Here is a 16269-nt window from a genome sequence, read left to right as displayed (position 1 = left end):
TTAGACGAGGCGCGGCGCTGGGCCACGCCCCTCCAGAATCAAATACGCCGAGCGGCGTAACGCTTGAGCATGCTTGGCACATCGAGAATCAACGCGATGCGACCGTCGCCGGTGATGGTGGCGCCGGACATGCCCGGGGTGCCCTGGAGCATCTTGCCCAACGGCTTGATGACCACTTCTTCCTGGCCCACCAACTGGTCGACCACGAAGCCGATCCGCTGGGTGCCCACCGAAAGGATCACCACGTGGCCTTCGCCCTGCTCCACATGAGCCGCAGAGCTGACCAGCCAGCGCTTGAGGTAGAACAGCGGAAGTGCCTTGTCCCGAACGATCACCACTTCCTGGCCGTCCACCACGTTGGTGCGCGACAGGTCGAGGTGGAAGATTTCGTTGACGTTGACCAGCGGGAAGGCGAACGCCTGGTTGCCCAGCATCACCATCAGGGTCGGCATGATCGCCAGGGTCAGCGGGACCTTGATGACGATCTTCGAGCCCTGGCCCTTGGTCGAGTAAATGTTGATCGAACCGTTGAGCTGGGAAATCTTGGTTTTCACCACGTCCATGCCCACGCCACGGCCCGATACGTCGGAAATCTCGGTCTTGGTCGAGAAGCCCGGGGCGAAGATCAGGTTGTAGCACTCGGTGTCGCTCAGGCGGTCGGCGGCATCCTTGTCCATCACACCGCGTTTCACCGCGATGGAACGCAGCACGTTCGGGTCCATGCCTTTACCGTCGTCGGAGATCGACAGCAGGATGTGGTCGCCCTCCTGCTCGGCAGCCAGGATCACCTTACCGCTACGAACCTTGCCCGACGCTTCACGCTCTTCCGGCGATTCGATGCCGTGGTCGACCGCGTTGCGCACCAAGTGGACCAGTGGGTCAGCCAGGGCCTCGACAAGGTTCTTGTCCAGGTCGGTTTCTTCACCCACCAGTTCCAGGTTGATTTCTTTCTTGAGCTGGCGAGCCAGGTCACGAACCAGGCGTGGGAAACGCCCGAAGACTTTCTTGATTGGCTGCATCCGGGTCTTCATGACCGCCGTCTGCAGATCGGCCGTGACCACGTCGAGGTTCGACACGGCCTTGGACATGGCTTCGTCCTGGCTGTTGAGGCCCAGGCGCACCAGGCGGTTACGCACCAGCACCAGTTCGCCGACCATGTTCATGATCTCGTCCAGGCGTGCAGTGTCGACCCGAACCGTGGTCTCGGCTTCGCTGGCCGGTTTTTCCGCTGGCGCCGCCGCAGGAGCACGGGCGGCTGCAGGAGCAGCAGCCGGGGCAGGCTTGGGGGTTTCGGCCTTGGGTGTCTCAGCCTTGGGCTCGGGAGCTTTGGCAGCCGGCTTTGGCGCAGCCTTGGCCACCGACGCGGCAGCGGCAGGTGCTGCGGCAGCCGTACCGACTTCAGTGAACTTGCCTTTGCCGTGCAGTTCATCGAGCAGCGATTCGAATTCGTGGTCGCTGATCAGGTCGCTGCCAGCCGCGGCGGCAGCCGGCTTGGCCGGCTTTGGCGCGGAAGCGATGGCCGAATCCAGCGCGTCAACGGCAAACGTGCCCTTGCCGTGCAACTGATCGAGCAAGGCTTCGAATTCGTCGTCGGTGATGTCGGAGTTGTCGCCCGCCGCTTTCGGGGCGGCCGGGGCCGCCGCTGGAACGACTGCATCTGGAGCGAACTGGCCTTTGCCATGCAACTGATCGAGCAACGACTCGAACTCGTCGTCGGTGATTTCATCACTGCCGGCGGCAGTCGCACTGGCGGCCGGAGCAGCAGGGGCTACCGGCGCAGCAGGGGCCTCGGCTTGGGCCTTGACGGCGTTCAACGAGTCCAGCAACTGTTCAAATTCGTTATCGGTGATGTCGCCCGATTCCTCGGCGACCGGTTCTTCAACGGCCGCCTCGGCAACCGGAGCGGCTTCGTCAGCCGATTGCGGCTCCGCCAGGCGTGCCAGCGCGGCGAGCAACTCAGGGGTGGCAGCGGTGATCGGCGAGCGCTCGCGCACTTCGGTGAACATGCTGTTGACCGCATCCAGTGCTTCAAGCACCACATCCATCAGTTCCGAATCAACGCGGCGTTCACCCTTGCGCAGGATGTCGAACACGTTCTCGGCAATGTGGCAGCACTCCACCAGCTCATTGAGCTGGAGGAAGCCGGCGCCTCCTTTTACAGTGTGGAAACCGCGAAAAATTGCATTGAGCAAGTCTGCATCATCCGGTCGGCTTTCCAGCTCGACCAGTTGCTCAGACAGTTGCTCTAGAATCTCGCCGGCCTCAACCAGGAAATCCTGAAGGATCTCTTCATCGGCGCCGAAGCTCATTAATGGCTGCTCCTAAAACAGGGCTAAAACTCAGAATCCAAGGCTGGACAGCAAATCGTCCACATCGTCCTGACCGGACATAACGTCTTCTCTTTTATCGGCATGAATCTGCGGACCTTCACCCTGCGAGAGATGTTTTTGTGGATCTTTTTCAGCAAGGATCGCTTCACGGTCGTGTTCGATGCCTGCAAAGCGGTCGACCTGGCTGGCCATCAACACCAGTTTGAGCAGATTGCTTTCCACTTCGGTGACCAATTGGGTCACGCGCTTGATCACCTGACCGGTCAGGTCTTGATAGTCCTGAGCCAGCAGAATGTCGTTGAGATTGCTTGCTACCGCACGGTTATCGGTGCTGCTACGCGTCAGGAAACCGTCGACCCGACGGGCCAGCTCGCGAAACTCTTCAGCGCCGACTTCGCGACGCATGAACCGGCCCCAGTCGGTGCTCAAGGCCTGGGCTTCCTCGCTCAGACCATTGACCAGCGGCGTTGCGCTTTCCACCAGGTCCATGGTGCGGTTGGCTGCGGCCTCGGTCAGCTTGACCACATAACCCAGGCGCTCGGTGGCGTCGGTGATCTGCGAGACTTCCTCGGCCTGCGGCATATGCGGGTCGATCTGGAAATTGACAATCGCGCTGTGCAGTTCACGCGTGAGCTTGCCCACTTCCTGATACAGACCACGGTCACGGGTCTGGTTGAGCTCATGGATCATTTGAACCGCGTCGCCAAAACGGCCTTTTTCAAGGCTGTCGACCAGTTCGCGGGCATGTTTTTTCAGGGTCGATTCAAAATCGCCCATTGAAGATTCGTTATCCATAGCTCCCCCGTGTCGCGGTTAACCGATGCGTTCGAAGATTTTCTCGATCTTCTCTTTCAACGCCTGGGCCGTGAAGGGTTTGACCACATAGCCGTTTACACCGGCCTGAGCCGCTTCGATGATCTGCTCGCGCTTGGCTTCGGCAGTCACCATCAGCACGGGAAGGTGCTTGAGTTTTTCGTCGGCGCGCACATGGCGCAGCAAGTCGATACCGGTCATGCCGGGCATGTTCCAGTCAGTCACCAGAAAGTCGATGCTCCCGCTGTTGAGGACCGGAATGGCAGTGGTGCCATCGTCGGCCTCGACCGTGTTGGTGAACCCAAGGTCACGCAACAGGTTTTTTATGATCCGCCGCATCGTTGAGAAGTCATCAACGATGAGGATTTTCATGTTCTTGTCCAATTCGACCTCCAAGCAGTCTTAAACGCGCCCAGCACCTGAACGCGCCATTTCAATCAATCCGGCACAACACTCGACAACGGTCTGGAGCACAACGGATGGAGACTGGCGCAATGCATGCCAAACCAGCCCCGTTCGCAGTGTCCCCACACTGCAATCAGCGCGCTCGCCACTCCCCCAAACGCCCCCGCAAACGGGCCGCGCACTGGCTGTGTAACTGGCTGACCCGCGATTCGCTGACCCCCAGGACCTCACCGATTTCCTTGAGGTTCAGCTCTTCGTCGTAGTACAGCGCCAAGACCAGTCGCTCACGCTCCGGCAAATTGGCAATCGCATCCGCCAGCGCGCTCTGGAAACGTTCATCTTCCAGGTCACGCGATGGCTCCATGTGAGCACTCGCGCCGTCCTCGTGCAGCCCTTCGTGTTCGCCGTCCTGCAGCAGGTCGTCGAAACTGAACAGGCGACTGCCCAAGGTATCGTTCAAAATCCCGTAATAATCATCGAGACTCAATTGGAGTTCGGCCGCAACCTCGTGATCTTTAGCGTCACGCCCGGTTTTAGCTTCAATAGCGCGAATCGCATCACTGACCATACGGGTATTACGGTGCACCGAACGCGGCGCCCAATCGCCCTTGCGGACTTCATCGAGCATCGCCCCACGGATGCGAATACCGGCATACGTCTCGAAACTGGCGCCCTTGCTCGCGTCGTATTTGTTCGACACTTCGAGCAGGCCGATCATGCCGGCCTGGATCAAGTCCTCGACCTGAACACTGGCCGGCAACCGCGCCAGCAAGTGATAGGCGATACGCTTGACCAGGGGCGCATAACGCTCGATCAGTTCGTATTGGGCGTCCCGTGCCGATTTTTTGTAGAGATGGTTGTAACCGCTGGCAGTCATAGCACGGGCCCTGCTGTTTGTTGCACAAGACGCTCGACGAAAAATTCCAGATGCCCGCGAGGGTTGGCCGGCAGTGGCCAGGTATCCACCTTTTGGGCGATAGCCTTGAACGCCAGCGCACATTTGGAACGGGGAAAGGCTTCATAAACGGCGCGTTGCTTCTGGACGGCCTTGCGTACGCTTTCGTCGTAGGGCACTGCGCCGACGTACTGTAGGGCAACATCCAGGAAACGATCCGTGACCTTCGTCAACTTAGCGAACAGATTGCGCCCTTCCTGCGGGCTCTGGGCCATGTTGGCCAGGACGCGGAAGCGGTTCATGCCGTAGTCACGGTTCAATAATTTGATCAGGGCGTAGGCGTCGGTGATAGACGTCGGTTCGTCGCAGACCACCAGCAGCACTTCCTGGGCGGCGCGGACGAAACTGACGACCGAGTCACCGATACCGGCAGCCGTATCGATCACCAGCACATCGAGGTTGTCACCGATGTCGCTGAAGGCCTGGATCAGGCCAGCGTGCTGGGCCGGGGTCAGATGAACCATGCTCTGGGTGCCAGAGGCAGCCGGCACGATGCGAATACCGCCCGGCCCCTGCAGCAGCACGTCGCGCAGTTCGCAGCGACCTTCGATGACGTCCGCCAGCGTGCGCTTGGGTGTGAGCCCCAGCAGCACATCGACGTTCGCCAACCCCAGGTCGGCGTCCAGCAGCATGACCCGTCGGCCAAGCTCTGCCAGAGCCAGGGACAAGTTCACTGACACGTTAGTCTTCCCGACGCCACCTTTGCCGCCGGTCACCGCGATCACCTGTACGGGATGCATGCTGCCCATGTTCGTTCTTTACCTTGTCTTACTTAGACGGAGGCCACATTACTGGCTGCGCGTTCACATTCTGAACAATGCATGGCAGACCATCGATGTAGGTACAAAAAATATTCATGATTACCTCAGCCGACCTGCTTGGTCGGGCTGTGGTAGATATCAGCGAACATGTCAGCCATGGCTTCCTCGCTGGGTTCTTCCTGCATTTGCACACTCACGGCACGACTGACCAGTTGATGACGGCGCGGCAGATGCAAATCATCCGGGATCCGCGGTCCGTCGGTCAGGTAGGCCACCGGTAGTTCATGACCGATCGCCAGGCTCAACACCTCGCCCAGGCTTGCCGTTTCGTCCAGCTTAGTCAGGATGCAACCGGCCAGCCCGCAGCGTTTGTAGCTGTGGTATGCGGCGGTTAGAACCTGCTTTTGGCTGGTGGTTGCCAACACGAGATAATTTTTTGACCGAATGCCGCGCCCAGCCAGGCTTTCGAGCTGCATGCGCAGGGCCGGATCGCTGGCTTGCAGGCCGGCGGTATCGATCAGCACGACGCGCTTGCGCAGCAACGGTTCCAGCGCCTGGGCCAGGGACTGGCCCGGGTCCACATGGGTCACCGACACATTGAGGATCCGGCCCAGGGTCTTGAGTTGTTCCTGTGCGCCGATACGGAAACTGTCCATGCTCACCAGGGCAATGCTCTGGGCGCCGTACTTGAGTACATAACGGGCCGCAAGCTTGGCCAGGGTGGTGGTCTTGCCCATGCCGGCAGGGCCGACCATCGCAATCACTCCACCCTCTTCCAGCGGCTCGACTTCCGGCGTAGCAATCATCCGCGCCAGGTGCGCCAGCAACATGCGCCAGGCCTGGCGAGGCTCTTCGATACCGTTGATCAGCGCCAGCAGGTCGCGGGACAACGGACCGGACAGGCCGATGCGTTGCAGGCGACGCCACAGGTTGGCCTGGGCCGGACGGCTGCCTTGCAGCTGGTTCCACGCCAGGGAGCCGAGCTGAACTTCCATCAGTTCACGCAGGCTGTTGAGTTCAAAGCGCATCGAGTCCAGGGCACGTGGATCGATACCAGCGCTTGGCGCGGCCGGAGCCGGTGCCACACGACGCGGCTCGACCTGGGCCTGCTCGACCAGCGGTTCGGCAGCGGTCAACGGCAGGCCGGCAGTCAGCGGCTGACCGGCGAACAATTGACGGTTGGTGCCCGCGCTGGCCTGGCCTTCGCTGCTGCGCAGGCTCAATTCGGCCTGGGCGCTGGCGATACGCGATTGGGTCTTGCGCAGCTCGTCCTCGAGTTCCATGTTCGGAACGCGCGGGGCCAGCGCCGACAATTTGTAATCCAGGGCCGCCGTCAACTCGACACCGCCAGCGATCCGGCGATTGCCAATGATGGCTGCTTCAGCGCCCAGCTCGTCACGAACCAGCTTCATGGCCTGACGCATATCGGCGGCGAAAAAACGCTTCACTTGCATAAACCACTACCTCAGCCGTTGGGCCCTACTGTCGCAACGATGGTCACTTGCTTGTTGTCCGGTATTTCCTGGTACGCCAGCACATGCAGCCCCGGGACCGCGAGGCGACCGAATCGCGAGAGCATCGCGCGAATCGGTCCGGCCACCAGCAGGATCACCGGTTGGCCTTGCATCTCCTGCCGCTGGGCTGCATCAATCAGCGAACGCTGCAGCTTCTCGGCCATGCTTGGCTCCAGCAGAACACCCTCTTCCGAGCCTTGTCCTGCCTTCTGCAGACTATTGAGCAATATCTGTTCCAACCTTGGTTCCAGAGTGATCACAGGCAGCTCAGACTCAGTGCCTACAATGCTTTGGACGATTGCGCGGGATACGCCGACCCGAACCGCAGCCACCAGGGCGGCGGTATCTTGACTCTTGGAGGCGTTGTTGGCGATAGCCTCGGCAATGCTGCGAATGTCGCGTACGGGCACCTGTTCGGCCAGCAGCGCCTGCAACACCTTGAGCAACTGCGACAACGACACCACGCCCGGCACCAGCTCGTCAGCCAGCTTCGGCGAGCCTTTGGCCAGTACTTGCAGGAGTTGCTGGACTTCTTCGTGGCCAATCAGCTCGCTGGAGTGCTTGTACAGAATCTGGTTCAAGTGGGTCGCCACGACGGTACTGGCGTCCACCACGGTGTAGCCAAGGGACTGAGCCTGGGCTCGCTGGCTGATTTCGATCCACACCGCTTCCAGGCCAAAAGCCGGATCCTTGGCGGTAATGCCGTTGAGCGAGCCGTAGACCTGCCCCGGGTTGATCGCCAGCTCGCGGTCCGGGTAGATCTCGGCCTCGGCCAGGATCACGCCCATCAGCGTCAGGCGATAGGCGCTAGGCGCCAGGTCGAGGTTGTCGCGGATATGCACGGTGGGCATCAGGAAACCCAAATCCTGGGACAACTTCTTGCGCACGCCCTTGATTCGCGCCAGCAACTGCCCTCCCTGGTTACGGTCGACCAATGGGATCAGGCGGTAACCGACTTCCAGGCCGATCATGTCGATTGGCGTCACGTCGTCCCAGCCCAGCTCCTTGGTTTCCATGGCGCGGGCCGGCGATGGCAGCAGTTCCTGCTGGCGCTTGACCTCTTGCAGGGCCTGGACCTTCTGCACGTTCTGCTTCTTCCAGAACAGGTAGGCACCACCCGCCGCCAGGGCCGCCATGCTCAGGAAGGAAAAGTGCGGCATGCCGGGCACCAGGCCCATCACCGCCATCAGGCCGGCGGCAACCGCCAGGGCCTTGGGCGAGGCGAACATCTGCCGGCCGATCTGCTTGCCCATGTCTTCGGAACCCGAAGCGCGGGTCACCATGATCGCGGCAGCTGTGGATAACAACAGTGATGGCAATTGCGCCACCAAACCGTCACCGATAGTCAGCAGGGCGTAAACCTTGCCGGCGTCGCCGAAGGTCATGTTGTGTTGAAAGATACCGACGGCCATGCCGCCGATCAGGTTGATGAACAGAATCAGCAGGCCGGCGATGGCGTCACCGCGTACGAATTTGCTGGCACCGTCCATGGAACCGTAGAACTCGGCTTCCTGGGCCACTTCCAGGCGACGCAGCTTGGCCTGGCCCTGGTCAATCAGGCCGGCGTTGAGGTCGGCGTCGATCGCCATTTGCTTGCCAGGCATCGCATCGAGGGTGAAACGCGCGCTCACCTCGGAAATCCGCCCGGCGCCCTTGGTCACCACGACGAAGTTGATGATCATCAAAATGGCGAAGACCACGATACCGACCACGTAGTTACCGCCGATCACTACCTCGCCAAAAGCCTGGATCACCTTACCGGCGGCGGCGTGACCGTCCTGGCCGTGGAGCATGACCACCCGGGTCGATGCCACGTTCAACGCCAGGCGCATCAACGTCGCCACCAGCAGAATGGTCGGGAATACCGCGAAATCCAACGGCCGCAGGGCGTAGACGCACACCAGCAGTACCACGATCGACAGGGCGATGTTGAACGTGAAGAACACGTCCAGCAGGAACGGCGGCACTGGCAGCATCATCATGGCGAGCATGACCAGCAGCAACAGCGGCACGCCCAGATTGCCCCGACTGAGGTCTGCTACGTTGCTGCGCGCGGTGCTGAGTAACTGAGAGCGATCCACCAATATTCCCCGTGCCTGTGAAGCAAACTTTTGACGCCCGAAACGGGCGCAGACGGGGCGTTGCAAGAAGCCTTCCAACTTTGGTCGGGGGCAGGAATGGAGAGCGTTACAGGGAAAATCATGTCCCGCCGGACGCAGAACCTGTGGTGAGGGGATTTATCCCCGATGGGCTGCGAAGCGGCCCCTGAATCTGGGATATTCAGGTATGCCAGGCGAATTGAGTAGGTCTGGTTTGGGGCCGCTTCGCGGCCAGCGGGGATAAATCCCCTCGCCACAGGTTCTTGCGCCTGATTCAACTGCTGCCGATAGCCAGACTCATGAATCGCGCCGCAAATCCGGCGGAATCGGCAAATCCTTGAGCGGATCGGGCCGCTTGCCCTTGCCCGCGCGGTGTTGGCGGATCTGGTAGACGTAGGCCAGTACCTGGGCCACGGCCAGGTACAGGCCGCCCGGGATTTCCTGGTCGAGCTCAGTGGAGTAGTAGATCGACCGCGCCAGGGCCGGGGATTCGAGCAGCATCACTCCATTGGCCACGGCAATTTCACGGATTTTCAGCGCCAGGAAGTCACTGCCCTTGGCCAGCAACACCGGGGCGTTGCCTTTGTCGGGGTCGTATTTGAGCGCCACGGCATAGTGAGTCGGGTTGGTAATGACCACATCGGCGTCGGGAATCGCCGCCATCATGCGCCGCTGGGACACCTCACGCTGCAACTGGCGAATCCGCTGCTTGACCTCCGGCTTACCCTCCGAATCCTTGTGTTCGTCGCGTATTTCCTGCTTGGTCATCATCAGCTTCTGCTTGCTTTGATACAGCTGGATCGGCACGTCGATGGCAGCGATGAGGATCAGGCCACAGGCCATCCACAACGTGCTCCAACCCACCAGTTGCACGCTATGGATGATGGCCAGCTCCAGCGGCTCATGGGCGATGCGCAGCAGGTCATCGATGTCGGCCTGCAACACGGTGAGCGCCACAAATAGAATCAGCAGGAATTTCCCGAAAGCCTTGAGCAGCTCCATCAGCGCCGTGGTAGAAAACATGCGCTTGATGCCAGCAGCCGGATTCATCCGGCTGAACTTAGGGGCCAGGCTCTTGCCGGCGAAAAGCCAGCCACCGAGGGAAATCGGGCCAATGATGGCAGCCAGCAACAAGCAGATCAGGACTGGCTGCACCGCCAGGATCGCAATTTTTCCCGAGTGCAGCAGATACTGCCCCATCGCTCCCGGACTCAGCAGCACTTCGCGGGGCAAAGAGAAATTCAGCCGCATGATTTCCAGCAGGTCCAAGGCCAACCCGCCACCATAAATCAGCAACCCGCCTGCCCCGGCCAGCATCACCGCCAGCGTATTGAGTTCCTTGGAGCGGGCGATCTCACCCTTTTCCCGAGACTCCTTCTTACGCTTCTCCGTGGGGTCTTCTGTCTTGTCCTGGCCACTCTCGCTCTCGGCCATGGTTCAGCGCGCCTGTGCCATGTCGCGTAACAGCTGCAACGCCTGGGTGGCCAGCGGCTGATACTGGTTGAGAATATCCCCCAGGCTGATCCAGAAAATCACCATGCCCAGCACAAGGGTCAACGGGAAACCAATGGAAAAAATGTTCAGTTGCGGCGCCGCCCGGGTCATCACGCCAAAGGCGATGTTAACCACCAGCAACGCGGTGATCGCAGGCAATACCAGCACCATCGCTGAGCCCAGAACCCAACCGAGCTTACCGGCAATCTCCCAGAAATGATTGACCAGCAAGGCGCTGCCCACCGGCAAGGTGGTGAAGCTCTCGGTCAACACCTCGAATACCACCAGATGCCCATTCATGGCGAGGAACAGCAGCGTCACCAGCATCGTCAGTAACTGCCCGATCACCGCCGTCGTCACGCCATTGGTCGGGTCGACCATGGACGCGAAGGCCATGCCCATCTGGATCGAAATGATCTGGCCCGCCACCACGAATGCCTGGAAAAACAGCTGCAGCGAAAAGCCCATCAAGACACCGATAAGAATCTGCTCGGCTATCAGCATCAGAGCGCTGAGATCCAAGGCATTGACGGGCGGCATCGGCGGCAACCCAGGCACGATGACCACCGTGATTGCCAAGGCGAAATACAGCCGTACACGGGTCGGCACCAGGGTCGTACCAAACACCGGCATGCTCATCAGCACCGCGGTGACGCGAAACAGCGGCAGTATGAATGACGCCACCCAGGTACTGATCTGGGTGTCCGTCAGCGCGAGCATCGACATGCGGTCAGCCGATCAACTGCGGAATACTGCCGTACAACTGCAGGATGTATTCCATGAAGGTTTGCACCAGCCAAGGGCCGGCGACAATCAGCGTGACCAGCATCACCAGCAGGCGCGGCAGGAAGCTCAAGGTCTGCTCGTTGATCTGGGTCGCGGCCTGGAACATTGCCACCAGCAATCCCACCAACAGGCTGGGGATCACCAGGATGGCGACCATCATGGTCGTCAACCAGAGTGCTTCGCGGAACAGGTCTACCGCTACTTCAGGCGTCATATCTTCCTACCCGCACAAATGGGCTAAACACCGCCGAAACTGCCCGCCAGGGTGCCGATGATCAGCGCCCAACCGTCCACCAGCACGAACAGCATGATCTTGAACGGCAGGGAAATGATCAGCGGCGACAGCATCATCATACCCATGGCCATCAGCACGCTGGCGACCACCAGGTCGATGATCAGGAACGGGATGAAAATCATGAAACCGATCTGGAATGCGGTTTTCAGCTCGGATGTCACGAACGCTGGTACCAGGATGGTCAAGGGGGCCTGATCGGGACTGGCGATGTCGGTGCGCTTGGACAGGCGCATGAACAGTTCCAGATCGCTGCTGCGGGTCTGGGCCAGCATGAAATCCTTGATCGGCACTTCGGCCTTGGCCACCGCGTCCTGGGCGGTAAGTTTTTCCGCCAGGTACGGTTGCAGTGCATCCTGATTCACCCGATCGAAAACCGGGGCCATGATGAACATGGTCAGGAACAGCGCCATGCCGGTGAGGATCTGGTTAGACGGTGTCTGCTGCAGGCCCAAGGCCTGGCGCAGGATCGAAAAGACGATGATGATCCGGGTAAAACTGGTCATCAGCATGACGAACGCCGGGATGAAACTCAGCGCGGTCATGATCAGCAGGATCTGCAGACTGACCGAGTACTCCTGAGCCCCTTCGGCATTGGTGCCGAGGGTAATCGCCGAGATCGACAGCGGGTCGGCGGCGAACGCCAGCGGCGCGGCCAGCATCAGGGCCAGCGCCAACAGAATGCGCAACGGCATTACTTTTTATCCTTCTGATCTTTACCCAGCAGCTCCATGAGGCGCTGGGCAAATTCGGGGGTGGCCTGCTCGGCGGAGGGCACCTGCACCGGCTCCTTGAGCACGTGCAACGCAGTAATGGTGCCCGGGCTCAAGCCCAGCAAAATCTGCTCGTTGCCGACCTGCACCAGCACCAGCCGGTCTCGCGGGCCAAGCGCGCGGGAACCGACGATGTCGATGACCTGCCCTTTGCCAGCCGGCCCCGCCTGCTGCACCCGTCGCAATAGCCAGGCGAGCAAGAAGATCAAGCCCAACACCAGCAACAGGCCGAGCACCAGCTGCGCCAATTGCCCGGCGATGCCACTGCTGCCAACTGCCGGCGCAGCGGCGGCCGTGGCAACCGGTTCGGCTGCCAGCACGCTGAACGGCAGCATCAAGGCTGCTGCGAAGAAACCTTTCACTCAGCGCAGCTTCTTGATGCGTTCGCTCGGGCTGATCACATCCGTCAGGCGGATGCCGAACTTCTCGTTGACCACCACTACTTCGCCGTGGGCGATCAGGGTGCCATTGACCAACACGTCCAGTGGTTCACCGGCCAGGCGGTCCAGCTCGATCACAGAACCCTGGTTGAGCTGCAGCAGGTTACGAATGTTGATGTCGGTGCTGCCCACTTCCATGGAAATCGACACGGGGATGTCAAGGATTACATCCAGGTTGGGACCATCGAGCGTCACCGGCTCATGATTTTTCGGCACGCTGCCGAACTCTTCCATCTGCAGGCGGCTGGACGCGTGAGCGCCGGTGTCGGCCGCCAGCAAGGCATCGATGTCGGCTTGCCCGGCATCGCCGGTTTCTTCCAGGGCCGCAGCCCATTCGTCGGCCAGCGCCTGGTCATCCTGGGTATTCATATCGTCAGCCATCATGTGTCCTCGGCGGGCAAAAATCAGATAAAACGTTAAATTCCGTTACAAACTTAGGCGTTCGACACCGCTCAGCGGCGTTCGATCGGCTCGATCACCTGCAATGCCAGGTTGCCTTTGTGAGAGCCCATCTTGACCTTGAAGGCCGGCACGCCATTGGCGCGCATGATCATCTCATCGGGCATTTCGACGGGAATGATGTCCCCCGGCTGCATGTGCAGGATGTCCCGCAGGCGCAACTGACGGCGGGCGACCGTCGCGCCGATCGGCACGTCGACATCCAGCACGTCCTGGCGCAAAGCGTTGATCCAGCGCTCGTCCTGGTCGTCGAGGTCCGACTGGAAACCGGCGTCGAGCATTTCGCGCACCGGCTCGATCATCGAGTACGGCATGGTCACGTGCAGGTCGCCGCCACCGCCGTCGAGTTCAATGTGGAACGTCGAGACCACAATGGCTTCGCTCGGGCCGACGATGTTGGCCATGGCCGGGTTCACTTCCGAGTTGATGTACTCGAAGTTCACTTCCATGATCGCCTGCCAGGCTTCCTTCAGATCGACGAAGGCCTGCTCCAGCACCATGCGCACCACCCGCAGCTCGGTCGGGGTGAATTCACGGCCCTCGATCTTGGCGTGACGACCGTCGCCGCCAAAGAAGTTGTCCACCAGCTTGAACACCAGTTTGGCGTCGAGGATGAACAGCGCCGTGCCGCGCAATGGCTTGATCTTCACCAGGTTGAGGCTGGTGGGCACGTACAGCGAGTGCACGTATTCACCGAACTTCATCACCTGTACACCACCGACGGCCACATCGGCCGAACGGCGCAACATATTGAACATGCTGATACGGGTGTACCGGGCGAAACGCTCGTTGATCATTTCCAGGGTCGGCATCCGTCCGCGAACGATGCGATCCTGGCTGGTCAGGTCGTAGCTTTTGACGCTGCCCGGTTCAGCAGCGTTTTCGGTTTGCACCAGGCCATCGTCGACACCATGCAGCAGCGCGTCGATTTCGTCCTGGGACAACAGGTCCTGCACGGCCATGTCGTGTTCCTACTGCAATACGAAGTTAGTGAAAAGCAACTGTTCGATCACCACTTTGCCGAGCTCTTTCTGAGCCACTTCCTGCACGCTGGCCGTGGCTTTCTGACGCAGCATTTCCTGGCCGACTGGAGTGGCCAGGGTGTCGAAATTCTGTCCGGAAAACAGCATCACCAGGTTATTGCGGATCAGCGGCATGTGCACCCGCAGCGCTTCCAGGTCAGCCTGATTGCGGCCCAGCAGGGTAATGCTCACCTGCATGTAGCGTTGACGACCGTTCTGGGTGTAGTTGGCCACGAAGGCCGGTGCCATGGGCTCGAAAATCGCCGGCTGCTTACCCACCGGCGCGGCTTCTACCGCCACCGCAGGCTTGCTTTGAGCGCTGTGCATGAAATACCAGGTCGCCCCCACGGACACACCGATCGCCAGGAGCAAACCCACCACGATCATGATGATCAGCTTGAGCTTGCCTTTGGTTGCAGGGTCTTTTACAGCTGCTGCTTCACTCTTCGCCATGCCAATAATCCGTCACTAATCGGGGTTTTCACTGTTGCACGGCAAGGCTGGAGCAAGTGTTATGCCAGAAGTGTCTGAGAGCGGGATGGTGGGCGCTACGGGGTTTTGCGACTATACAAAAAACACTGTGGGAGCGAGCTTGCTCGCGATAGCGTGTTATCAGTCACTGGCGTGTTGACTGAACCGACGCTATCGCGAGCAAGCTCGCCCCCACAGGGGACATCATGGGATCAGGCGTAGAAATCGACCGCGCTGGAGCCGATGACGCTGGTGGTGGCGGCCGCAACTTCAGCGATACTGGCCGGCAGGTTTTCATCTGCCGCATCCACCCGCCCACCACTCGATGTGACACGGCCGGCCTGTGCCTGCTGCTGCGCTTGCTGATCCGGGTTCTGCGAGCCGCGAGACTGATCGGACACGCTGACGTCGACCTGGCCCATGCCCTGCTGGGCAAAGCTGTCCCGCAGGCGATGCATCTGGCCTTCGAGGGCCTCGCGCACGCCAGGATGGGCGCTCATGAAGGTAACCTGGGTCTGCTGGTCCGGAACCATGTTCACCCGGATATCCAGGCGCCCGAGTTCGGCGGGTTGCAACTGGATGTCGGCCGCCTTGAGATTGACGCTGGACAGGTACATCACCCGGTTGACCACTTCTTCAGTCCAACCACTCTGATTCATCGCGATGGGCTGGTTGACCGGCACCGCGTTGGCCGTCTTTGGCGTGGCAGCCTGGGTCAGCGCCGCCAGGCGGTTGGCGAAATCGTCCACACGGGTGTCACTGGAAGCGGCGGTCAGGTCCTTGAGGCCGTCGCTGATCAAGCCGCTGAATGCTTTGTCGCCGCCCTGGCTGCCGGATTCGGTGCTGTTCTGATCGGCTTGCACAGTGAGCATGCTCGCCATGCCTGCGGCAAACGTCTGGGCCGAAGTCGGCTCACCGTCGAGCGATGCCGCCGCAGCGGTTTTAGACTGCGCCTGACTGGAAGCGGAAACATGACCGCCCTGCTCCATCGCCAACCGCAAGGCCGGCAATGCATCGAGCGGATCGGCCTGGGGGTCGAACCCTGGATCGACCACGGGGGCAGCAACTGGCGCGGGAGCCACCGGGCCAGACACCGTAGCCGCTACTTGGGGCTCAGTCGTGACCACCACAGGCGCGGGCGCCGCTTCAACGGTAGCGACTGGCGCAACCACCTCCGGGAGCAACGCAGGATCAAGTGTCGGGTCGCCAGGAACAGCCTCCGCCACCGGAGTTTCAGCTTTGTCGCTGCTGTCGTCACTGGATGGCTTGTCGCCGGCAGTGGCCGGGTTGTCAGCGGGCAAGGGTTTGCCGCTATCGGCAACCGTCGGTTCCGGGGCGGCAGCGGTTTCGTTGCCGTTGTCCTTTTTGACGGTGTTGTCGGAAGACTTGTCGCGTACCTGTTTCACCGTTGGCTCAGGGGCTGCCGATGATTTGGCGGGCGCCTGCTGGGCGAAGACCTGCGCGAAGTTGGAGGCTTTATTCCCGAGGTCCGGGGCCGCTGCCGGTGAATTGACGGTGGCCTGAGGCTTGGCCTGGGCATTGGCCTGGAGCAGTGTATTGGGCATAACGGGCATAAAAAGATCTCCGCTGCACTGGAATCATAGGTACAGTCGGAAGAGGACAATGCAAGGGGCGGGCCAACGTCTGCACAGCGC

Annotated in this window: 16 protein-coding genes; all 16 read right to left on the bottom strand. The window is 60.6% G+C overall.

Annotated features, from left to right (window positions below; all coding sequences use genetic code 11):
• Window positions 1–38: 38 nt before the first annotated feature.
• Window positions 39–2309 carry a chemotaxis protein CheA gene (locus QNH97_RS07770; RefSeq protein ID WP_283556314.1) on the bottom strand — a complete coding sequence of 757 codons (2271 nt, stop codon included), beginning with the start codon at window positions 2307–2309 and terminating at the stop codon, window positions 39–41.
• A gap of 30 nt (window positions 2310–2339) precedes the next feature.
• The gene (locus QNH97_RS07765; RefSeq protein WP_283556313.1) at window positions 2340–3125 is read right to left on the bottom strand and encodes a protein phosphatase CheZ; all 786 of its coding nucleotides are present in this window, start codon (window positions 3123–3125) and stop codon (window positions 2340–2342) included.
• Between the two features lie 18 nt (window positions 3126–3143).
• Complete coding sequence (locus QNH97_RS07760; protein ID WP_003183998.1) at window positions 3144–3515, bottom strand: chemotaxis response regulator CheY; 372 nt, start codon at window positions 3513–3515, stop codon at window positions 3144–3146.
• A gap of 166 nt (window positions 3516–3681) precedes the next feature.
• The gene (fliA, locus tag QNH97_RS07755; RefSeq protein ID WP_003184000.1) at window positions 3682–4425 is read right to left on the bottom strand and encodes an RNA polymerase sigma factor FliA; all 744 of its coding nucleotides are present in this window, start codon (window positions 4423–4425) and stop codon (window positions 3682–3684) included.
• Window positions 4422–5252 (bottom strand): flagellar synthesis regulator FleN, encoded by an 831-nt coding sequence (gene fleN / locus QNH97_RS07750; protein ID WP_003184001.1) that lies wholly within the window; start codon window positions 5250–5252, stop codon window positions 4422–4424. The genes fliA and fleN overlap by 4 nt, the downstream gene beginning before the upstream one ends.
• A gap of 116 nt (window positions 5253–5368) precedes the next feature.
• A complete protein-coding gene (flhF, locus tag QNH97_RS07745; protein ID WP_283556312.1) occupies window positions 5369–6718 on the bottom strand; it encodes a flagellar biosynthesis GTPase FlhF in 1350 nt (449 codons plus the stop codon).
• Window positions 6719–6729: 11 nt separating this feature from the next.
• Entirely contained in the window at window positions 6730–8859 is a 2130-nt protein-coding gene (gene flhA, locus QNH97_RS07740) for a flagellar biosynthesis protein FlhA (RefSeq protein ID WP_283556311.1), read from the bottom strand.
• Window positions 8860–9174: 315 nt separating this feature from the next.
• Complete coding sequence (gene flhB / locus QNH97_RS07735; protein WP_283556310.1) at window positions 9175–10311, bottom strand: flagellar biosynthesis protein FlhB; 1137 nt, start codon at window positions 10309–10311, stop codon at window positions 9175–9177.
• Window positions 10312–10314: 3 nt separating this feature from the next.
• Entirely contained in the window at window positions 10315–11091 is a 777-nt protein-coding gene (gene fliR / locus QNH97_RS07730) for a flagellar biosynthetic protein FliR (RefSeq protein ID WP_502944532.1), read from the bottom strand.
• A 10-nt stretch (window positions 11092–11101) separates the two neighbouring features.
• Window positions 11102–11371 carry a flagellar biosynthesis protein FliQ gene (gene fliQ / locus QNH97_RS07725; RefSeq protein WP_003184009.1) on the bottom strand — a complete coding sequence of 90 codons (270 nt, stop codon included), beginning with the start codon at window positions 11369–11371 and terminating at the stop codon, window positions 11102–11104.
• A gap of 23 nt (window positions 11372–11394) precedes the next feature.
• Window positions 11395–12144, bottom strand: a complete 750-nt coding sequence (fliP, locus tag QNH97_RS07720; RefSeq protein WP_283556308.1) for a flagellar type III secretion system pore protein FliP — start codon at window positions 12142–12144, stop codon at window positions 11395–11397.
• Entirely contained in the window at window positions 12144–12557 is a 414-nt protein-coding gene (fliO, locus tag QNH97_RS07715; RefSeq protein WP_283557439.1) for a flagellar biosynthetic protein FliO, read from the bottom strand. Before fliO ends, fliP begins: the two co-directional genes overlap by 1 nt.
• 27 nt (window positions 12558–12584) lie before the next feature.
• A complete protein-coding gene (fliN, locus tag QNH97_RS07710) occupies window positions 12585–13043 on the bottom strand; it encodes a flagellar motor switch protein FliN (RefSeq protein ID WP_283556307.1) in 459 nt (152 codons plus the stop codon).
• A 71-nt stretch (window positions 13044–13114) separates the two neighbouring features.
• Entirely contained in the window at window positions 13115–14083 is a 969-nt protein-coding gene (fliM, locus tag QNH97_RS07705) for a flagellar motor switch protein FliM (protein ID WP_283556306.1), read from the bottom strand.
• Window positions 14084–14092: 9 nt separating this feature from the next.
• Window positions 14093–14596, bottom strand: coding sequence for a flagellar basal body-associated protein FliL (gene fliL, locus QNH97_RS07700; RefSeq protein WP_013692537.1), 504 nt, complete (start codon window positions 14594–14596; stop codon window positions 14093–14095).
• A gap of 230 nt (window positions 14597–14826) precedes the next feature.
• A complete protein-coding gene (locus QNH97_RS07695; protein ID WP_283556305.1) occupies window positions 14827–16188 on the bottom strand; it encodes a flagellar hook-length control protein FliK in 1362 nt (453 codons plus the stop codon).
• Between the last annotated feature and the right edge of the window lie 81 nt (window positions 16189–16269).

Source organism: Pseudomonas sp. G2-4, assembly GCF_030064125.1.
GTDB lineage: Bacteria > Pseudomonadota > Gammaproteobacteria > Pseudomonadales > Pseudomonadaceae > Aquipseudomonas.
This window is presented reverse-complemented; position numbering and strand designations above follow the sequence as displayed.